15 protein-coding genes and 1 riboswitch are annotated in these 19602 nt (G+C 70.6%); of the genes, 7 read left to right on the top strand and 8 right to left on the bottom strand.

Features of this window, described 5'->3' with window-relative positions:
- Positions 1-16: 16 nt before the first annotated feature.
- Positions 17-3007 (bottom strand): lysylphosphatidylglycerol synthase transmembrane domain-containing protein, encoded by a 2991-nt coding sequence (locus tag HMPREF9058_RS07825; RefSeq protein WP_009406843.1) that lies wholly within the window; start codon positions 3005-3007, stop codon positions 17-19.
- Positions 3008-3165: 158 nt separating this feature from the next.
- On the opposite strand from HMPREF9058_RS07825, the gene HMPREF9058_RS07820 reads away from it, so the two are divergent.
- From HMPREF9058_RS07820 to HMPREF9058_RS07805, 4 genes are all read left to right on the top strand, one after another.
- Positions 3166-3819: a hypothetical protein gene (locus HMPREF9058_RS07820; RefSeq protein WP_009406717.1), complete on the top strand. Its 654-nt coding sequence runs from the start codon at positions 3166-3168 to the stop codon at positions 3817-3819.
- 1 nt (position 3820) lies between these two features.
- On the top strand, positions 3821-4222 hold the full coding sequence (locus HMPREF9058_RS07815) for a transcriptional regulator (protein WP_009406834.1): 402 nt from the start codon (positions 3821-3823) through the stop codon (positions 4220-4222).
- 205 nt (positions 4223-4427) lie between these two features.
- Positions 4428-5432 carry an alpha/beta hydrolase family protein gene (locus HMPREF9058_RS07810; protein WP_009406866.1) on the top strand — a complete coding sequence of 335 codons (1005 nt, stop codon included), beginning with the start codon at positions 4428-4430 and terminating at the stop codon, positions 5430-5432.
- A 213-nt stretch (positions 5433-5645) separates the two neighbouring features.
- A complete protein-coding gene (locus tag HMPREF9058_RS07805; protein ID WP_009406783.1) occupies positions 5646-6380 on the top strand; it encodes a response regulator transcription factor in 735 nt (244 codons plus the stop codon).
- 217 nt (positions 6381-6597) lie between these two features.
- Here HMPREF9058_RS07805 and pulA read toward each other — a convergent pair whose 3' ends face one another.
- The 3 genes from pulA to HMPREF9058_RS07790 form a co-directional block, all read right to left on the bottom strand.
- Positions 6598-9522 carry a pullulanase-type alpha-1,6-glucosidase gene (gene pulA, locus HMPREF9058_RS07800; RefSeq protein ID WP_009406920.1) on the bottom strand — a complete coding sequence of 975 codons (2925 nt, stop codon included), beginning with the start codon at positions 9520-9522 and terminating at the stop codon, positions 6598-6600.
- A gap of 434 nt (positions 9523-9956) precedes the next feature.
- Entirely contained in the window at positions 9957-12548 is a 2592-nt protein-coding gene (locus tag HMPREF9058_RS07795) for a (Fe-S)-binding protein (protein WP_009406903.1), read from the bottom strand.
- 378 nt (positions 12549-12926) lie between these two features.
- Positions 12927-13244 (bottom strand): DUF4235 domain-containing protein, encoded by a 318-nt coding sequence (locus HMPREF9058_RS07790; RefSeq protein WP_003788704.1) that lies wholly within the window; start codon positions 13242-13244, stop codon positions 12927-12929.
- Positions 13245-13693: 449 nt separating this feature from the next.
- On the opposite strand from HMPREF9058_RS07790, the gene HMPREF9058_RS13100 reads away from it, so the two are divergent.
- Positions 13694-14011, top strand: coding sequence for a hypothetical protein (locus HMPREF9058_RS13100; protein ID WP_139019000.1), 318 nt, complete (start codon positions 13694-13696; stop codon positions 14009-14011).
- A 368-nt stretch (positions 14012-14379) separates the two neighbouring features.
- Here HMPREF9058_RS13100 and HMPREF9058_RS07785 read toward each other — a convergent pair whose 3' ends face one another.
- The 4 genes from HMPREF9058_RS07785 to HMPREF9058_RS07770 all read right to left on the bottom strand — a co-directional run bounded on the left by HMPREF9058_RS07785 (position 14380) and on the right by HMPREF9058_RS07770 (position 17155).
- Positions 14380-14745, bottom strand: a complete 366-nt coding sequence (locus HMPREF9058_RS07785) for a hypothetical protein (RefSeq protein ID WP_009406736.1) — start codon at positions 14743-14745, stop codon at positions 14380-14382.
- Between the two features lie 81 nt (positions 14746-14826).
- A complete protein-coding gene (locus HMPREF9058_RS07780) occupies positions 14827-15276 on the bottom strand; it encodes a TetR/AcrR family transcriptional regulator (protein ID WP_009406837.1) in 450 nt (149 codons plus the stop codon).
- 78 nt (positions 15277-15354) lie between these two features.
- Positions 15355-16422, bottom strand: a complete 1068-nt coding sequence (locus HMPREF9058_RS07775) for a YdcF family protein (RefSeq protein ID WP_009406721.1) — start codon at positions 16420-16422, stop codon at positions 15355-15357.
- Positions 16423-16723: 301 nt separating this feature from the next.
- Positions 16724-17155 carry a helix-turn-helix domain-containing protein gene (locus HMPREF9058_RS07770; protein ID WP_009406743.1) on the bottom strand — a complete coding sequence of 144 codons (432 nt, stop codon included), beginning with the start codon at positions 17153-17155 and terminating at the stop codon, positions 16724-16726.
- A 111-nt stretch (positions 17156-17266) separates the two neighbouring features.
- Between HMPREF9058_RS07770 and HMPREF9058_RS07765 the strand changes: the two genes are divergently transcribed.
- Together HMPREF9058_RS07765 and HMPREF9058_RS07760 are read left to right on the top strand one after the other, a co-directional pair.
- Positions 17267-18094, top strand: a complete 828-nt coding sequence (locus HMPREF9058_RS07765) for an NAD(P)H-binding protein (protein ID WP_009406766.1) — start codon at positions 17267-17269, stop codon at positions 18092-18094.
- Positions 18095-18260: 166 nt separating this feature from the next.
- Positions 18261-18405: riboswitch (TPP riboswitch) on the top strand.
- Positions 18406-18458: 53 nt separating this feature from the next.
- Positions 18459-19556, top strand: coding sequence for a thiamine ABC transporter substrate binding subunit (locus tag HMPREF9058_RS07760; protein ID WP_009406898.1), 1098 nt, complete (start codon positions 18459-18461; stop codon positions 19554-19556).
- The last annotated feature ends 46 nt before the right edge of the window (positions 19557-19602 follow it).

The raw sequence follows: 19602 nt of genomic DNA, 5'->3' as shown, positions 1-19602 counted from the left end.
TGTCCCTGCGCGCGCTCTACAGGTCCCCGACCTTCTGGAGGCGCTGGAGGCTGAGCCAGCCCACCGGGATCGGGATCCAGAAGGTCACCAGGCGGTAGACGATCGCCGTGGACAGCGCCACCCCGTAGGGGACGCCGGCGGCGACGAGCCCGGCGGTCAGGGCGAGCTCGACAGGCCCGATACCGCCGGGGGAGGGCACGATCGAGCCCACCGTGTTGGAGGCCAGGTAGGTGATGGCCAGGACCGCGAAGGGCACCGTGTAGCCGAAGGCCCACAGGCTCGCACTGAAGGACAGGATGTAGGACAGGGTCAGCATGAGCGCGCCGCCGACCCCCAGCACCAGGCGCACCGGGTTGGACATGACCCACACGAGCCGCGGCCACACCTGGCGGTAGGTGGGCTCGATCTTGGCCCAGGCCCAGGTACGTGCCTTGGGGATGGTCAGGACCACCGCCGCCACCACGACGACGGCGCCCGCGGCGACCAGCACCCAGCCGGACGGCAGGGTCAGTCCGGTCGACTGGCCGGTCATGGCCGCCAGCACCACGAGCAGCACCACGGTGACGACGAACTGGACCACCTGGACCAGGGCCACCGTGGCCACGCCGACCGCGGTGGGCACCCCCTTGCGGTTGAGGAAGCGCAGGTTGATGGCCGCCCCGCCCACACCGGCCGGGGCCACGAGTGAGACGACGGCGCTGGCCAGGTGCACCTCGGTGGAGCGCCACAGGGAGAGCCGCTCGGGGCTGAAGGCCACCAGCGTGAGCCCCGCGCCCACGTAGGTCGCCACCGAGAAGAATAGGGCCGCCAGCATCCACCAGATGTTGGCCTGCGAGACGGCCGCGGAGACCTGCTGGAAGTCCAGCTGGGCCAGCAGCGTCCATACCGCCACCAGGGCCACCACGGCCATGAGGACGGTGCGCGTGGAGAAGCGGTTGAGGCGGGCCGGCTCGGCGTCGGCCGTGGGGGTCAGCGCCACGAGGGCGTCGCGCAGATCCTGGAGGACCTGCCGGCTCGCTCCGCGCCGCCCCATGACCTCGCGGGTCTGGCGTGGCAGCACCACCCGCTGGAGCATGGGGGCGATCGAGGCCAGCTGGGCGGTGGTCAGTGAGCGGGAGGCGGCGTCGATGGCCCGCTGGGCACCGACCGCCAGCGCCGTCAGCGCCAGGGCCTGAGCCAGGTCCACGCGGCGGGAGAGCTCGGTGGAGATCGTCTCGCCCGAGGCCCAGTCCAGGAGCCACAGCCGCCCGGACTCGTCGACGACGACGCTCGAGGCGTCGATGCTGCCGTGCGCCAGCCCCGCGGCGTGAGCGCGCTGGAGCTGGCTCCACAGCTGGTCCAGGATGTCGTCGTCCACCTCGGCCCCCAGGTCGCTGATGGACCGGGCGCCCACGACGTGGTCGGTCACCAGCAGCACGGACTCGGCGGCCTCGGCCATCCCCAGCAGGCCGGGGGTGCGCACGCGGGCGCGGCGGGCCTCCATCGTCATGAGGGCGGCGTGCTCGGCGGCCGGGCGCAGGGACAGGTCGCGGGTGGGGGACAGGCCCCGAACGCGGATCTGGTCCCAGATGTTGGAGAGGAATCCGGCCACCTGCCGGTCGGCGTCGAGGAGGGTGACGTTGTGGCGCTCACCGGCCGAGTCCCATACGGCGTACATGCGGTGGACCGAGGCGCGCTCCTGGGACAGGGCCTCGCTGGAGGCCTCGGCCAGGACGGCGGCCAGGTCGACGTCGGTGGCCGGCCTGATCGTGTTCGCGCCCGCCGGCGCCCCAGGGCCCCCGGTCCCGGCCGTGTCCAACGGCGTCGAGTCGAGGGGGGAGGCGGTCTCGCCGCTCGATGAGCCGGTAGGTGTGTCGGTGACCTGCGCGTCGGTGGGGGCGGAGGCGTCGTCGGTGGTGGGCTCGAGGCCCGCCGGCTCCTGCGGGGCCGGGGCCAGCGGGTTCTCGCTCACCTCCTCACGAACCTGCTCACGCACCTGCTCACGAACCTGCTCGGTGTAGCCCAGGGGGGCATCGGTGGTGACGACCCAGGCGCGCGCCTCGGGGGCGCGGTCCATACGGACCACGCGTACGGCGTCGATCCCGGCCCGGCGCAGGGCGCGCACGAGTGTGACCCCGTGGGCGCGGCGGTCCTCGACCCCGAAGACGTAACGGACCAGCAGGCCGACGACGCGGCCCAGCAGCAGGGACAGCACCGCGCCCGGCAGGGTCAGGGCGCCGCGCAGGACCGCCATGCCCAGGACCACCCACAGGGACGCCCAGCCCGAGCGCATCACGGTGGAGCTGTTGCGGTCGCCGGCGCCCGTGAGCAGGCCGGCCATGGAGGCGAAGACCGTGGAGATGCCCAGCTGGGCGGTGCCCGAGGCGGTGACCGTCAGCCCCATGACCAGGGCGGTGGGGCCCCAGGCCACGAGGCCGGTCATGGCGGCGACGGCGACCAGGTGGCCGGCGATCCCCGACAGGACGGCCTGGCCCAAGGACCGCCAGGAGCGGCGCAGCACCCGGTCCAGCAGAACCGCCAGCGGCACGATGAAGGTGACCAGGCCCTCAACGGTCTGCAGGGGGAAGACGAGGATGCGGCGCAGGACCACCGCCAGGGCGTTCTGGACGTCCTGGGTGACGCCGGTGGTGGTCTCGTGGGCGTAGATCGCCAGGACGAGGACGGCGAAGATGCCCAGGAGCGTCAGGGTCAGGTCGAGCAGGTCCTCCGTGCGGCGCAGGCGGTGCGCGGTGGTGTCCACCAGGAGCGTCGTTGAGCGGGGGGCGGCAGGGCCGGAGGCCGGGGTGGGCTCGGCCATGGGGGCGACCCCGATGACCGGGATGCCGACCGGAGAGGTGGAGGTCGATTCCGCGGAGGGCGCGGAGGTGGACGAGGTGGCCGACGGGACGGCGGCCGCAGATGCCTGCTGGTCGACGGCGGTGGGGGACTCGCCAGGAGGCGAGGTGAGCGTCGAGGCGTGGTCGAGGTCGCCGGCCGGCGGGGGCGACCCTGGTGCCGCATCTGTCATGACGCCGATTCTAGGGGGAGAGCCTGGGCGGACCCTCCTACGCCGGAAGGAGCCGCGCGGCGGCGTTGGCTTGTTCAAAGTAGTTTGCGACACAAACCGATGGGCGCTATCCTGGAGTTGGTTTGAAACGCAAACCCCTGTTGACGAGGAGGTTCACCATGAGTGCTGCCACTGAGGATCAGCGGATTCCGGCGGGGCCCGATGAGGCCCTCGCCGTCGTCGAGGCCCAGCGGAGCGCCTATCTCAAGCGGCACAGGGTCAAGGCGACTCCGGTCCTGGTCGCCTGGGGGCTGGCCTGGCTGATCGGCTATGCCGCCCTGGCCCTCTCCCGCAGGGCGGACTACAGCCTGCCGCTGGTGCCCTACCTGTTCTTCTGCGGCTGCCTCGCGGCGGCCCTGCTGTTCACCTTCGCCTATATCGTCCCCAAGGTGCGCGGCATCCGTGGCCGGAGCAGCCGAGAGGGCACCTACTACAGTCTCGCCTGGTTCCTCGGGATGCCGCTGGGGGCCATTATCCTCAGCCGGGTCAACGCCTTCCTGGGTACCCTCAACACAAGTGAGGCCAATGAGGTGATGAGCGTGGTGTCCAACGCCGTGCCCTGCCTCGTCGTCGGCGTCATCTTCCTCATGAGTGCCGCACTGTGGAATGAGGCGGTCATGGGCGTCCTGGGCGGATGGATCCTCCTGGTGACCCTCGTGGTCACGATTGTCGGGATGCCCTGGGCCTGGTGGATCATGTCCGTGGCCGGTGGGGGCGGCATGTTGGTGGCCGCCGTCGTCGCTGCTGCCGCAGAATCGAAGCGAGGTGCGTGAGGTGACCGGAGAAGCGCGGGCTCAGCGGCCTGGGGAACCGGAGGATGCCGGCAGGGCGGGGGAGTCGGCGGAGCCGGGCGGTGCTGAAGCTCCGGCTGTCGCGACGGCCTCCGCCGTCGACATCGACCCCGTCATTCACGCCCAGGCCCGCCTGCGGATCATGGCGACCCTGGCCGCCGTGCCCGTTGGCGACGAGCTGCACTTCCCGCGGCTGCGCGAGCTGCTGGACATGACGGCGGGCAACCTGTCCACCCATCTGTCCAAGCTGGAGGGGGCGGGATACGTGCAGCAGAACAAGACCTACGCCGGGCGCAGTCCTGCCACCTACCTGGCGCTGACCCCTGAGGGGCGCGTGGCCTTCGAGCGGTACGTGCACAACCTGCGCGCCCTGCTCGACGCCTGAGCTCCTCCGGGCCGGACACGACAAGGGGTGGTATTAACCGATCGGTTAGCGTATGGTGTGAAGCAAGTCTCATAGGTGGATGCCGATGGAGGCGCCGCCGTGAGGCCCTGTCGCAAGGGTCGGCCGGTGCCCGTCGGCCGGCCGGTCCTCGGGGTGGCAGGTCCGCCCCGCCATGCCCGTCACCGTCGACATCCAAGGACACACCATGCCTTTCAGTGCACAGACCCCGCCCGCTGACTCGCCATCCCACCTTCAGCCCAACCGTGCCTGCGTCCACCGGCTCAGCCGCCGGACCCTGCTCAAGGGGGTGGGTGGTCTCGCCGCCGCCTCCGTCATCGGGGGCGGCGCCGTCGTCGCCGGAGCGGCCCCGGCCCAGGCCGCCCTCACGGTGGCCGAGCACGAGGATCACGGCCGCATGCAGTACTACAAGCTGACCACGTCCTCGATCGGCTGGCTGCCACGCGTCAACGTGCTGCTGCCCGACGGCTACGACACCTCGCGCCGCTACCCGGTGCTCTTCCTGCTGCACGGCGGCGGCGAGAACTACTCGACCTTCGACACGAAGTACGACATCCGCAACCACACCGCGGGGCGCGACCTCATCGTCGTCATGCCCGACGGCGGGGCGGCCGGCTGGTACTGCGACCCCGAGTCCTCCAACGTGGGGCCGCGCAACTGGGAGACCTTCCACATCAAGGAGCTCCTCCCCTGGGTCGATGCCACCTTCGCCACCACCGGGCAGGCCTCCCGTCGCGCGATCTCCGGCTTCTCGATGGGCGGTTTCGGGGCATTGAAGTACGCCGCGAAGTACCCCGAGCTCTTCGCGTCGGTCTCCAGCCACTCGGGGCCGGCCGACCTGCGCATCCAGGACGGGGCGGTGGTCCACTGGGCGAACTTCACCGCCAGCGCCACTGACCTCAAGGGCGGCACCATCTACGGGATCCCGTGGGACCAGGCGCGGGTGAGTGCCGACAATCCGGTCGAGCACGTGGAGAGCTACCGCGGCAAGCGCGTCTTCCTCGTCTGCGGCACCGAGAGCGATCGCTACGAGAGCATCGTGCTGCCCAGCCAGCAGAACTTCGAGAAGGTGCTCGACGGCGCTGGCATCGGCTACGAGCGCTACGAGGACACCGGCGCCCACGTCGTGCGCTGGGGCCGCATCCAGCAGGACATCGACTCCTTGCTCAACCACTTCGCCAAGGGCGCGTGAGGGCCGGGCGCCGGCGGGGTCGGTCGGATTGGCCGGCTCCGCCGGGGTGGTGGGTGGCAGTAAGGCTCCCCGCCTGGTCACAGTGAGAGCCAATCACTCTGATATGGCGAACCTCGCAGGGCGCCGTCGGCACTTCATCAGGACAAAACCGCACCGGCCGAACCGGAAGGGCGGATACTTCCGGTGAGTTGCCGTCAAGAAGGGGAGGCGCCTGTGATCCGTCTGGGTCTGGCTGACGACGAGCCACTGCACATCATGGGCCTGGCCACGCTGCTGGGGGCGCAGCCGGACATGGAGATCATCTGGCGGGCCGCCGACGGCAAGGAAGCGCTCGCGCGCAACGCCGCCGACCCGGCCGATGTCCTCCTCCTCGACGTGCAGATGCCGGGCCTGAGCGGCCCGGCCACCACCCGCGAGCTCATGGCCCGCGGTGCGACCGGCAGAGTCGTCATCCTGACCGCCTCCGACACCGACGGCCCCGTCATGGACGCCATCGAGGCCGGTGCCTCCGGCCTCCTGCTCACAAGCACCCCACCCCAGGAGCTCGCCGCCGCGATCCGTGCCGTCCACGACGGCAGCTCCGTCATCTCCCCGGGGCCCACACGCCGGCTGCTCACCGCCGCGCGTACCGGCCACGTCAGTGGTGTACGGGCCAGGGAGGGGGCCGGGCGCCACGCCTCAGAGGACTCAGTCGAGGCACTCCGGGCCGCCGAGGCCTCCCAGCAGGTCGCGGGCCTGACCCAACGCGAGCGCGAAATCCTGGCGCTCATCGCCCTGGGGCTCACCAACCAGGAGATCTGCGACCGGAAGTGGCTGTCCATGCCCACGGTCACAACTCACGTGAGCCACCTGCTGTCCACAACCGGCTGCCGAGACCGGGTTCAGCTGGTGCTGCTGGCCCTGCGCGGCGGTGTCGTCGACCCCGCTGACGTCTTAGGCGGGGACTGAGCCCGCGCATGCCCTGTGAATCAGCCGTCCGGGGCCGCTTCGTGTCACTGCGGGCGACTTTTAGAGCTGATCGCCTCCTCGGTCCTCCGCGGTTCGTGAGCATATGCCCAGGTTAGGACGGTTTGCTGGTTGCCGCGGGGTACCTAAGGCCGGGGAAAAGTCGCCAAACGTGACAGTTTTCCTCATCGAGGAGCCGTCCGGGAACTCGCGCGCCGCCTCAGCGGCTCTGGGGTTCTACCAGGACGGCCACGGTGCGCGCCGGCACCGAGATCGTCCCGCTGGCACGGTCGAAACCGGTGCGGCGCACCACCTCATCGGCCCCCTCGGCCTGAATGGGGGAGAGGTGGAAGTCCCGGCCCGCCAGCTCGGGCAGCGACTGAGTGAGCGTCTGCCCCGAGGCGTTGAAGACCACCAGGACGGCGTCGAGCTCGGGGTCCACGTCGCTTGCGCCCCGGGTGTCGTCGATGAGCATGACGATCACTCCCGCCGGCGCCCCGAAGCCCGCCCCCGGGAAGCTCAGCTTGTCCTGGATGAGGCGGGCCGAGCCCAGGCTGAACAGCGGCGTCGAGGCGCGCAGCCTCAGCAGATCCAGGGCCTGGGAGCGGGCCGCCGCGATCTCCTCGGGTGAGGGCCGCAGCCAGTCGTCCTGCAGCAGTGGTCCCTGGATCGCCCAGGAGCCCTCGTTGCGGCTGGCCGGCGGCAGGCCCCGCCCGAAACCGTTGGACTGCCCCGTGAAGTCAATGGCGTTGAACCAGTCCCCCGAGTTGTAGGAGTCCCGGTCCAGCGACTTGCTGCGCAGCAGCTCAGTGCCCGCGCTCCAGAAGGCCGGTGACTGCGCCAGCGCCACCGTGGCCAGGCACACGGTGTTCATGCGCACCCGCTCGGCCACCGGCATGCCCTGGGGCAGCTTGTAGGCCAGCAGGTCGTAGAGCGTCTCGTTGTCGTGGGCGTCGACGTAGTTGACGTTCTCCTGGGGGTGGGAGGCGAAGGCCGCCGGCGCCCCGTTGTGGATGAGGTCGATGCCGCGGCGCACCGACCCGTCCGAGATCGTCATGACATAGTCCTTGAGGTTGCCCGCCAGCCCTAAGCGCACCAGGTCGGTGCGGTGGGCCAGGTCCGCCGACTGCTCGTGCCAGCCTCGATGGTCCAGGCCGCTGGGCTGCGTGAGCAGGCCGGTGCCGAAGCCCTGGAAGACGCGGTGGTCGGGGTCGAAGGCGCCCCCGCCGTGGACGGCGTCGCGCAGGCGGTCGTTGAAGGCACCGATCCCGGTGCCGTCGAGCTGACCCTGGGTGGCCTGCACGAACAGGGCGTTGCCTGCGACCTCGCCGAAGTTCCAGCCCTCCCCGTACAGGTAGATGGAGCGGCCGTCGACGCCGTCGGTCTCCAGCGTCAGCTCGTCCAGGGCCGCCCGCACGCGCTCCATGACGGCGCGCGGGTGGTGGCCCATGAGGTCGAATCGGAAGCCGTCGACCCGGTACCAGCGCGCCCAGCGCACCACCGAGTCGACCATGAGGCGCGCGCACAGGGCGTTCTCCGTGGCCGTGTTGGCGCAGCAGGTCGAGCTCGTCACCCGCCCGACGGCGTCGAGACGGTGGTAGTAGCCCGGCACCACCCGGTCCAGGACGCTGCGCGGGTCCTGCCCGCAGGCGGCCGTGTGGTTGTAGACCTGGTCGAGGACCACCTGGAGGCCCAGGTCGTGCAGGGCCCCCACCATCTCGCGGAACTCGACGACGCGCGCCCCGCCGTCCTGGTGGCCCTCGGTCGCGTAGGAGCCCTCGGGGGCGCCCCAGTGGAGCGGGTCGTAGCCCCAGTTGTAGGCGTCGTGGTCGGCCACCTCCGCGATGGCCGCCTGCTGGTCGGCCGAGGCCGGGTGCGCGCCGTCGGGGATGTCGGGGTGGCGCTGGGAGCCGCGGTGCTCGGGGATGGTGGCGATGTCGAAGGTGGGCAGCAGGTGGATCGTGTTCATGCCGGCCCGGGCCAGCTCGGCCAGGTGGCGCACGCCCGCTGAGCCCGCCACCGTGAAGGCCCGGTAGGTGCCGCGCAGCTCGGGCGGGACGGTGCCGTCGGCAGCGGAGAAGTCCCGCAGGTGGAGCTCGTAGATGCTGCGGGCCGAGTCGTTGCGGACCGCCGGAGCCCGGGTGGTGGCCCATTGCTCGGGGGCCAGGCGGGGGTCGGCCAGGTCGACGGCGACCGAGCGGGTCGAGTCCGTTGTCAGCGTCGTCGAGTAGGGGTCGGTGACGACGTTGGTCTCCACGCGCCGAGTGCTGGGTACGTAGACCCGCACTTCCCACAGGTACTGGCAGCCGGCAGTGATGGGGGCGGCGGGCCGGCTCGGGCCGGGCTCGCCGCCGGGGGTGCTCGAGGCGGCGTCGGCCGGGGAATCGGGGCGGTTGGCCACGACCCAGCGGCCGTCGCCTTTGCGGACGGCCGGGGTGCGTCGCGGCGGGCCGGGGACCTCCGGCACCGATCCCAGCGGGTCGCCGGTCTCCCAGGTCAGGAGGGTGACGGCCTGCGCGGTGGGTGCCCACAGGGCGAAGGAGGGGAGACCGTCGGTGAAGGTGACGCCCAGCTCGGCGCGGGTGGCGGCCTCGGCGTAGAGATGGTCCAGGAGGATGGCGGTCTGCACCCCGGTGAAGGCGTCGAGGCGGGCGCCACTGACGTCGGCGTCCTCGGTGGGGTCCGGGAGCCCGACGTACTGGGCGATGGCGACCTGGCCGGTCAGGGCGGAGGCGACGGCGGCGTCGTCGAGCAGGGGAGTGCCGGCGGCGTCGGTCGCACTCAGGGCGATGTAGCCCTCCAGGTGGGGGTGCGCGGCGAGGACCTCGCCGGGAAGGTTCCCGACGATGCGCAGGGGCGTGACCGTCGGGGCGGGCATGCCGTCCGCGCCCAGGATCCGGCCGTGGATGGCTGCGGCGCCGCCGTCGGGCGCCGTGATGAGACGCAGGGCGAGGCCGGAGCCGGGGAGGGGGGCGCCGGCGTCGGTGACGACGACCTCGCGGTCCATCCCCCGGGGCAGCAGCGACAGCGGCCACGCCAGGATGGTGGGGGTGACCCAGTAGGCGCGCTGCTCCTCACTGCCGGCCACGGGTGGGAGGGCTGTGGTGGTGTCGAGTGTGCAGGTGAGCGTGTAGGTGAAGGTCATGGGGTGTGTCCTCCCGAGTGGAGGCGCCGTGGTGGGACGCCGCCGGTCCTGCCGGTCGTGTCGCGGGCGGCCCCGTGTGCGGGGGTCGGCAGCGGGGCCGCGCACCTCGTAGTCTCCCCCGGGTGGAGGGGCCATGTCAGCCCGATGGTGGGAATTGTCCTGCCTGTCGGGCGGTGTGTAGCTCTCCGGCGTTCCGTCATCGCGTACACGTACTGCCCCGGCCGGGGACAATCGACGCCGTCGGGGACACTTCTGTGCGGCCGGGTGCGGTTCGCGCGTTTGGGGACAGGAATCCGGTCCCCGCACGCGCAGGATGTCCCCGGCCGGAGGGGAATGTCCCCCACCGCGTGTGATGTCCCCGGTGGGAGGAGGGGAGTGTCCCCGGCCGCGTGGAGTGCCCCCAGCCGAGCCGACGGGGTGAGGCCGACGTCCGCCTACTCCCCGCCGCGGCGCACGGCCTCCAGCATGAGGGTGGCCACGTCCGTGACCCGCACGTCGGCGCCCTCGGAGGCGACACCGTCGGAGAGCATCGTGGTGCAGAACGGGCAGGCCGTGGCGATGACCTGCGCGCCGGTGCCGATGGCCTCGCGCGAGCGCTCGACGGCGATGCGCGTCCCGATGGTCTCCTCCATGAAGGCGCGCGCCCCGCCGCCGCCGCAGCAGAAGCCCCGCTCGCGGCTGCGCGGCATCTCCACCGTGGTCGCGCCGGTCGCCTCCAGCAGCTCGCGCGGCGGGGAGTAGACCTGGTTATGGCGGCCCAGGTAGCAGGCGTCGTGGTAGGTGACCGTCGGGATGACCGACTCGCCCGTTGCCTTGCTGGCGGTCTCCCCGCCCGATGGCGCCGCCGGGGCCTCGGCCTGCGGCTCGGCGGCCTCGGTGCTCGACGTCGGGGCGTCCTCGGTCAGTGAGCCCCCGTCCTGCCCGGCGGCGGGTGCCGGCGTGGCCGGGGCGTCGGAGGCGGACGGGGCGTCGGGCGCCGTCGAACCACCCGCGGCCTGCGGCGGCGCCGGACGCAGCCGGCCCTCGCGCACGAGCCGGTTGAGCAGCTGGGTGTAGTGGACGACCTCGTAGCGGCCCCCGATCTGCGGGTACTCCCGCGAGATCGTGTTGAAGCAGTGCGCGCAGGTCACCACGATCCGCTGCGCCCCGACCTCGCCCAGGGTCTCCACGTTCTGAGCGGCGAGCATCTGGTAGAGGATCTCGTTGCCGGCGCGGCGGGCCGGGTCGCCGGTGCAGGTCTCGGCGTCGCCCAGGACCGCGAAGCTCACCCCCGCGGTGTGCAGCAGCTCGGCCACCGCCCGCGTCGTCTTCTTGGCCCGGTCCTCGTAGGCGCCGGCGCAACCCACCCAGAACAGGTAGTCGACGTCCGCGGCGCTCTCGACGTCGTCGCCGATGACCGGCACCTCGAAGTCCAGGTTCTTGGCCCAGTCCAGGCGCTTGCGTGCCGGCAGCCCCCACGGGTTCCCCTTGGACTCCATTTTGCGGAACATGCCGCCGAGCTCCTTGGGGAAGGCCGACTCCATGAGCACCTGCTGGCGGCGCACATCGACGACGTGGTCGACGTGCTCGATGTCCACCGGGCACTGGTCCACGCAGGCCCCGCAGGTGGTGCAGGCCCACAGGACGTCGGCGGGGATGACCTCCCCGGCCAGGGGCGCCGGCCGCGTGGCCACACCCGTCTCGGTGGGGGCCGCCTTGGCCGCCAGCAGCGCGCCGAGCACGTCGCCGGTGTGGGCGGTACCCGGCACCAGGCCCAGGTTCGTCTCGCGCGCCAGCCCGTCGTGCATGCCCAGCGCCTTGCCGACCAGCCCGCCGGAGGTGGGGCGGGAGGCCACCATCTCCTCGGTGACGTCGTCGGGCTCGACCCCCAGGGCGCTCGCGGCCCGCAGGTAGGGGGCGGCCGCAGCGTGGTGGTCGCGCAGCGCCATGACGAACAGCTTGGGGGACAGGGGCTTGCCGGTGTTCCACGCCGGGCACAGGTCCTGGCAGCGGCCGCACTCGGTGCAGGTGGAGAAGTCCAGCAGGCCCTTCCAGGTGAAGTCCTCGATGCGGCCCACGCCCAGGCGCACCTCGGGGCCCTCGCCGGAGTCGGCGGCCTCCATGGCCTCCTCCAGCGTGTCCATGGTGGCCTCGGTCAGGGGCTCGTCGCCGACCATGAGCGGCTGAAGCGGGCCCAGCGCCTTGGAGCCGTCCACCTCGCGGCGCGCGTAGACGTTGAGGATCGCCAGGAACCGGTGCCAGGCCACCCCCATCGAGGGCTGCAGGCCCACGACGACGAACCAGGTCATCGACAGCACCACCTTGATGGTGGCGACGACGAGGATCGCGTTGGCCAGGGCGCCGGCGCTCGCGGGGGCGAGCAGCGGGCCGGTCCATGCCGTCAGGGGGAAGTGCGTCCAGGAGGCCAGGGCCCGCTGCGCCGGGTCGGAGGAGGCGGCCAGGTGGGCGTGCTCCAGCATCCGCAGCGCCAGCACGCAGGCGACCACGCCGATGATGGTGGCCTCGACGAACTTCGCCTGGGCCGACGTCGAGCCGGCGAAGCGGGATGTGCGCGGGCGCTTACCGCCGTCGGAGTCCGGGGCGTAGGGCGGGGCGGCCCGGCCGGCCCGGGTCAGGCGCCAGCGCAGGATTGTCAGCCCCACGATCCCGAAGGTGGACAGCCAGGCGATGAGCTCAACGATCCAGGCCCACCAGGCGGCGTGCCCGATGAGAGGCAGCGCGAAGTCGGGACCGCCCAGCACCTGCCCGTAGCCGGCCACGAGCGTGAGGAACAGCAGGGGGAAGGAGACCATGACCAGCCAGTGGGCGGCCTTGACGAAGGGGCGACCCTTGAAGGCGGTGTGGCCCACGAGTGCGCTCAGTGTGAGCGCCAGGCGCCGGCCGACCGGGCGCAGGCGCTCCGGTGCGGTCGCGCGGCCCACGGCCATGCGGGCGCCAATAGTGCAACAGGCGCGTGCGAAAACTGCGATACCGATCGTCGTGGCAATGACGACGATGACGACACAGGCGATCTGCACGGCACTCATCGGGGCGGGTTTCCTCAGGTCTCCGAAGGCAAAGGCGGAAGCGCTGGGAGGTGGCCGGTGGCGCCCCGGAGGGTCGCCTGCGCGGCACACCGTTGGCGCTTCCCTTCAGCCTACCTGTGGGTCGGCGGGGAGCTGGAAGAGGCAGGTGAGGCGCGGCAGAGGAAAAAGTGTCACGATTGGCGACTTTTCAAGGCGCGGCCGGTGGCCGCGAGTTCGGCCGGTTCCCCGGAGATCGGCTCTGACCTGCAAAGATGCTGTGGTGTCGAGTGTGTGGAGGTCCCTCGTGAACGGTGGTCGGGCGGGAAAAGTCGCCAATCGTGACACGGGACCGCAAAAAAGCGTGCCGACCCCGCACTGGGGCCGGCACCGATGGAGTCCTCAGGCGCTGATGGCGCGCTGCGCGTAGGGGGAGTCGGGGCGGCGGGCGCTGTACCACTTGGCGGCCTGGCGCAGTCCGAGCTCACGTACCAGGGTGACGGTGGCCCCGGAGATGATGGCGAAGGTGACGATCTCAGCCAGCTTGTAGTTGAGGAGCTGGTCCTCCTCGCGCGGGGCCGGTTTGCCGGAGATGGCTCGCCAGCCGAGTGCCACGACCTTCTCGGCCACGAACCCGGAGGCCAGCGTGGCCACGGCCGCGGTCGCCTTCCACATGAAGTCGGTGGTCTGGTCGATCTCGGCGGGGTCCTGTGCGCTCATGAGTCCTCCTTGCGCCCGGGCCGGGCGGTGTCGTGGGTACCTGCCTGCTTGGTGGTGGGGCCGACGGAGTCGGTCCGTTCCGTCCCGATCATGCCGTACCCGGGCCGACGGCGCAGCCAGTGCCCGCCCGCGTGGTGCCAACTGCCGGGCCCGGCTGGGGGGATTCTCGTGGCGCCAGGCGCTTGAACGAGCAGGGCGGATGGCATCAATGCATTGGATTGTTAAGACGTTTCAGGGAGAGCCTCAGTGGTTCCCAGAAAACTGAGTGGCAGGTGCCTTGTACTCGTCAGTTCGCCCTGTTACCTTCTTTCATGAGGTGTTGGAAGTCTCTCGATTCGTCTTGAACAGTCAGGATTTCCAGGGGGTGCCTGCTGGTGGGCTCGTCTGCTGAAGAGTAGGTGCCGCGCTTGCTTGATGGGGGTGCATGAATGCTGCGAGAGAACAGTAGTGTGAGTGCCCTACTGACGTATGTCATTGTCATTGTTTTCGCAGTGCTCTTTGTTGCTGTCAACTGGTCGGGTTCGGGACGAGTCTTGTCACTGGCTTCTGTTGCCGTCATTGCCTGCGCATTGATGGCGCTTCACTCAAAGTCCTTCGCCGCGGCTGTCGGTGCCGCGCTTCTCCTCGTGCCGCTGCCCTTGGTGGCGATGTGGACGAACGCCGGCTCCGCGGCGGGAGTCATTGGGCCGCTGGTTCTGTTGGTCGGAGTCGCCTGCTGGCGAACCTGGAGGTCCTCAAAGAAGGTGGGGCTGAAGCAATCTGGTTGAGCCAGTTGGCTGGAGGTGGCCTCCCCCTTCGTATGTGAGGGTGTTGGAGTGTGTGGTACCTCCCGGGCCGACGGCGCAGCCAGTGCCCGCCCGCGTGACGCCAGCCGCCGGACCCGCGCTTGGAGGTGGCCTCCCCCTTCATGTGTGAGGGTGGTCGGGGCGTGTGGTACCTCCCGGGCCGACGGCGCAGCCAGTCCGGGCTCGCGTGGCGCCAACTGCCGAGCCCGGGCGTTCGTACTGTGCGCCGCGCGTTCGGGGGTCAGGGCTCGAAGCGGCGCCCCACCCCACGAACGCGCGGGAGAGTGATGGGTGTCGTGGTGTGTGGTGCTGAGCCGCGGCCTGGGTGAGGCAGCGGCTCAGGCCTGGGCTCACTCCTGGGCTGGACGGATGGCGGCGTTGATCTGTGCGGCCAAGCCCGCGGGGTCGTCGACCGTGAGGTAGAGGTGCGTGAAGCGCTCGTCCTCCAGGGTGACGACCAGGGTGTTCTCGTAACCGGAGATGTTCCAGAACTGCGCGGTGCCCTCGGCGTGGAAGGTCCCGGAGAGCTTGCTGCCGGCCTGCAGTCCGGGCCCGCGCCAGCCCTTGGGCTCGTGGCGCAGGCCGGGGTCGTGCGTGGCGCCGCGTACGTGCGCGAGCGGGATCTCCAGCCGGGAGGTGTAGGACCACATCTTGTCCAGCCCGTGCGGCTCAACGCTCAAGGTGGTGTCGGTGATGGTGACGGTGTTGCGGCTCATGATGTCTGCTCCTCTCGCGGGCAGGTCGGTTGGGTGGAAGTGAGCTGGTGGTCTGGCTAGTGAGTGCGGGACTGGAGCGGATTACGTCGGCGGTGAGGCCGATGCCGTCGGGGCTGACGCGGCCGAGCCCGACGTCGTGGCGCCGGCCCGCACCAGCAGTCGCCGGCCGAGCGCCTCGGCGGTGATGCCCGCCCGGTTCAAGGCGACCTCGAGGGCCTCGCGCACGGCCGGGTCCCCGGGGGCGATCTCCATGAGTGCCACAAGGATCAGGTCGAGCTCCTCGCGTCCCGTCCCTGCGGCGTCGGTGGAATCGCCGGGGGTGGCCGCAGGACTCAGAGCAGCCAGTGCCTCAGTGAGGCAGCGCTGGAAGAGCCCGTCCTTGGAGCCGAAGACCCCGTAGAGGCTGGCGCGATTGACGCCGGTGGCCCGAACCAGATCGTCCACAGAGGCTCCCGCGAAACCGCGCTCGGCGAAGACCGCCGTGGCGGAGCCGATGACCTCACTCTCGATGAAGGTGCGTCGTCGTCCCATGAATCCAGAATAGTCATTCTGGAACAGTCAGTCAAGAACAACTGTTCTGGAATTCTTGGGCGGGAAAGGCTGCCTCCCTCAGCCGATATGCCCCGTCTGCGCGCCGAGGACCAGCAGCGCGTACAGGACGGCGAAGACTCCGGCGACGGCGGCGCAGGCCAGAGCCGGGCGGCGCCGGTAGGTCAGCACGGCGACGTACTCACGCAGCCAGGCGTTGACGATGTAGAACCAGGCCGTGCGCGCCGGCGCGACCGCCCACGGCACCCCCATGTCGGAGGCCAGGATCGCGGTGCGCACCGCGTGGAAGGAGCTCGTCACCAGCAGCACCTGCGGGTCCGTCATGCCGCGCTCGGCCAGCAGGTCGCGGGTGTAGGAGATGTTCGTGCGGGTCGTCGTCGAGCGGTCCTCCAGGAGGATTCGCTCAGGTGGGATGCCGCGGGCGATCGCGTAGTCGGCCATGGCGCGCGCCTCGCTGACCGGCTCGTCGGCGCCCTGCCCGCCGCTCATGACCAGCAGCGGCGCCCCGGGGCGCAGAGCCTCCTCGTCTTGCCAGGCATCGATGCCTCCCTTGATCCGCGAGCCCAGCAGCGGCCCGACCTTTCCGTTGATGAGCCCGGCGCCATGGACCACGACGACGTCGGGGTGCGGCATGGCCCGACGCCCGCCCCAGATCCGCTGTACCGCCGTCTGGCCCAGGAAGATGAGAAGGAAGACGCCCAGGTAGGCGCAGGCGCAGAACATGAGCGCGGCAACCAGCAGGGCCCAGGGGTTGGCGGTGGCCACGAGGGCGACCGCGGCCATCGGCGTGGCGATGAGTCCCAGGCCGGCCGCCAGGCACAGCAGGTTGCTCAGGCGCCGGCCCTCGCGGCGGATGAGGACGACGCCGTTGAACATGAGCAGGAACGGCATGAGGGCGATGAGCAGGAAGAAGGCGACACTGCCCAGACCCACTGGGATCGTGAGGACGGGGATGAGGGAGGCCAGGTGGAGCAGTGCTCTCACCGTAGCGCCGACCAGGAGCAGGAACAGGAGTCCGTTGCGAAGCCGGCGGTTGTCGCGGCGCCGCGAGAGCCTGAGGAGTCCCCACCACAGCGCTAGGGCGGTGACGTCGACCAGCGGAGCGGGGAGGAACCAGGGGGTGCTCATGGGGCGGCTTCCTCTCGTGGTGCAGGGGGTGGGTTTGTCCTGGGTGCGGGGAAGGCGGGGCCTTCCCGGCATGGCGCGGGACGGTGGGTGCTGATGGGGCGGCGCTCATCATAGAACCGGGGCCGGCTGGTGCCGCCTTGCGCTCATATGAGCAGGTTAGGAGGCGGCTGCCGGTGGGTGTGAGCGTCGTTGGGACGATTCGTGGGAGCCGGCCCTCCACCCTACGGACGACGGCGTGTGCCCCGACTCCTCCCTGGGGTGAGGTGGCCGGACCGTCCGGGCGGGAGGGTCACGCCGCGATCTAACGCACGGGCCTGCCCGGGTGGGCGCGGTCGTAGTCGGTCTGGGCCCGGGCGATGTCCTTCCGGTGCGCCAGCGACCAGTCGGCAAGGGCTTTCAGCAGATGCGTCAGGCTTGCCCCCATCTCGGTGAGCCGGTAGTCGACCTGGGCGGGAACCGTGGGGTAGACCGTGCGGCGCACCAGCCCGTCGCGCTCCAGGTGCCGCACCGTCAGGGTGAGCATGCGCTGCGAGATGCCGCCGACGGCGCGCTGCAGCTGACGGAAGCGCAGTGGACCGTGCGTCAGCTCCACGATGACCAGCAGGGACCACTTGTCCCCCAGTCGGTCATGGATCGCGCGGATGCCGGGATCCTCGCGGTGTGCCTGGGCGCACCGCTCCAGAGGCGCCGGATTGGGATCGCCGGTGGTCACATTGCTGTGCGTCGGTGACAAGAAACTGCCTCCTTGTAGGCGCGTGCACGATGCCTCAGGCTCATGCGCAGAAGGTTCGGTGGCCGCGGGAACTGGTTTCTGGGGTGCGGTTGAGTCTGAAGGAGGCTACTCATGATCTTGGTGACCGGTGCAAGCGGACGGTTCTCCTCAGCTCTCCTGGCGGAACTGCGCACTCGTGGCGTTCCGGCGATGGGCGGCAGCCGCACCCCGTCGGAGGGGCAACGGCATGTTGACTTCAGCGTCCCGGACAGCCTGGACTTCAGCGGCGTCGACACCCTGCTGCTGGTGCCTGCCGGGGCGCAGGAGGACGACCGGCAGATTGCCTTCAACCGTGCTGCCGTTGAGGTCGCGGAGCGCGACGGCGTCTCCCATCTCGTCTACACGAGCCTCACTGGTGCGGGTGACCACCTGTCAATGGCGCTGCCGCACCGAGTCACCGAAGGAATCATCATGGCCAGCGGCATGACGTGGACCATTCTGCGCAACGGCGTTTACGCCGAGATTCTCGGTGCTCCGCTCTCGTGGGAGAAGCACGGGGAAGCGTTGAGAATTGTGTCACCGCTGGGGAACGGGGCCGTGGCTGCGGTGGCGCGGCACGACTTGGCCGGCGCGGCGGCTTCCGTCCTCAGTGACCCGGGCGGGCACGAAAGGAAGGTCTACGAGTTGGTGGGAAGCCGTGCGGTGTCCGCCGCTGACGTCGCAGGCTGTCTGGGCTGCGAGGTGAGGGACATCAGCCTGGGTGAGTACCGGCAGCTGCTTGCCGAGGTTGGGATGCCGGCCTTCCGCCAGTCCTTGATGCTCTCGATCGCCAGTGTCATCCGGCACGGGTTCTTGGCCAGGACGGGTGATGACCTCCCGTACCTGCTGGGCCGGGAGCCCACGGATCCGCTCGTTGTCGCAGCCAAGGCTCTGGCTGCTCGGCGCGCGGTCGTACCGTAGGTCGCGCTGTCGAGGGTTAAAGGTACGACCTCGCGGATTACCCTACGATCGCGCGGAAAGGCGATGGCGCGGGAAGGTGAACGTGCGGGAGCCGCGGCAGAGCTCGGGCGCGCGGCGCGGGCCGGATGGAGTTGGTGTCAGCGGGCGCCCTCGAACTACAGTTGACCTGCAACGACAGGGGAGCGCCCCGTCGTCGGCCCGGCCGCCACTGGCCGACGGGCCGACGCCGACGGCGCTGAGAGTGCGGAAGCCCGCAGACCCTCGAACCTGCTCCGGTTAGTACCGGCGAAGGAAGTCGAGACCATCTCCCCGGCGCGCCGCAGGTGGTCGCCGGGCCCTCCGGAGAACCTTCCAGGAGGCACACATGAGCATCCAGTCCAACCCCCGTTCGGGCCGGCCCCGCCCGGCCCTCAGCCGCCGGGCCCTGCTCGCCGGAACCGCCGCCGGCGCCGTCGGCCTGAGCCTGGCCGCCTGCGGCAAGGGCAAGAAGGCCGGCTCCCAGGCCGACTCCAAGACCGTCACCGTCGTCACCCACGACTCCTTCCACGTCTCGGAGGACCTCCAGAAGGCCTTCACCTCCGAGACCGGCTACACCCTCAAGATCGCCACCTCCGGGGACGCCGGCGCCCTGGTCAACAAGCTCGTCCTGACCAAGGATGCGCCCCTGGGCGACGCTGTCTTCGGCATCGACAACACCTACGCCACCCGCGCCCTCGACCAGGGCGTCATCGACACCTCCGCCACCGTCACCCTCCCCAAGGGCGCCGAGAGCTACGTCGTCGCCGACACCCCGGCCCTGGCGCCCATCGACGTCGGTGACGTCTGCCTCAACATCGACACCGGCTACTTCACCGGCAAGGGCCTGACGCCCCCCGCCACCTTCGAGGACCTCACCAAGCCCGAGTACAAGGGCCTGCTCGTGGCCATCAACCCCACGAACTCCTCGCCCGGCATGGCCTGGCTGCTGGCCACCATCGGCCACTTCGGCGCCGGCTCCTTCGCCGGATACTGGAAGCAGCTCATGGCCAACGGCGCCCGAATCGCCGAGGACTGGAGCGCCGCCTACGAGACCGACTTCTCCGGCAGCGGCAAGGGCACCTACCCCATCGTCGTGTCCTACGCCTCCTCGCCCTCCTTCACGGTCTCCAAGGACAAGAGCTCCAGCTCCACCTCCGCCCTGCTGGACACCGCCTTCCGCCAGGTCGAGTACGCCGGGGTCCTCAAGGGCGCCGCCAACCCCGAGGGTGGCAAGGCCTTCGTGACGTGGATGCTCTCCAAGGCCGTCCAGGAGGACATCCCCGGACAGATGTACATGTACCCGGTCCTGCCCGACGCCGCCCTGCCCGAGGCCCTCACGAAGTTTGGGCCGCTGTCGAAGTCGCCGGTGAAGGTCGAGCCCAAGGAGATCACCACCCACCGCGAGGAGTGGCTGAACACCTGGACCGAGGCCGTCGGCAAGTGAACGCGCCGGGCGAGGAGACGCCAGGGGCCGACGCCGCCGCGCGAGC

The organism is Actinomyces sp. oral taxon 175 str. F0384 (assembly GCF_000223355.1).
In the GTDB taxonomy this organism is placed as follows: Bacteria; Actinomycetota; Actinomycetes; order Actinomycetales; family Actinomycetaceae; genus Actinomyces; species Actinomyces oris.
The sequence above is the reverse complement of the archived record's forward strand: the minus strand, read 5'-3'. Positions and strand labels throughout refer to the sequence as shown.

Coding starts and splice junctions, on each gene's coding strand:
- HMPREF9058_RS07795 (WP_009406903.1), bottom strand. CDS start 12,548: ATGAGTGCCGTGCAGATCGCCTGTGTCGTCATCGTCGTCATTGCCACG.
- HMPREF9058_RS07760 (WP_009406898.1), top strand. CDS start 18,459: ATGAGCATCCAGTCCAACCCCCGTTCGGGCCGGCCCCGCCCGGCCCTC.
- pulA (WP_009406920.1), bottom strand. CDS start 9,522: ATGACCTTCACCTACACGCTCACCTGCACACTCGACACCACCACAGCC.
- HMPREF9058_RS07820 (WP_009406717.1), top strand. CDS start 3,166: ATGAGTGCTGCCACTGAGGATCAGCGGATTCCGGCGGGGCCCGATGAG.
- HMPREF9058_RS07810 (WP_009406866.1), top strand. CDS start 4,428: ATGCCTTTCAGTGCACAGACCCCGCCCGCTGACTCGCCATCCCACCTT.
- HMPREF9058_RS07785 (WP_009406736.1), bottom strand. CDS start 14,745: ATGAGCCGCAACACCGTCACCATCACCGACACCACCTTGAGCGTTGAG.
- HMPREF9058_RS07780 (WP_009406837.1), bottom strand. CDS start 15,276: ATGGGACGACGACGCACCTTCATCGAGAGTGAGGTCATCGGCTCCGCC.
- HMPREF9058_RS07765 (WP_009406766.1), top strand. CDS start 17,267: ATGATCTTGGTGACCGGTGCAAGCGGACGGTTCTCCTCAGCTCTCCTG.
- HMPREF9058_RS07775 (WP_009406721.1), bottom strand. CDS start 16,422: ATGAGCACCCCCTGGTTCCTCCCCGCTCCGCTGGTCGACGTCACCGCC.
- HMPREF9058_RS07825 (WP_009406843.1), bottom strand. CDS start 3,007: ATGACAGATGCGGCACCAGGGTCGCCCCCGCCGGCCGGCGACCTCGAC.
- HMPREF9058_RS07790 (WP_003788704.1), bottom strand. CDS start 13,244: ATGAGCGCACAGGACCCCGCCGAGATCGACCAGACCACCGACTTCATG.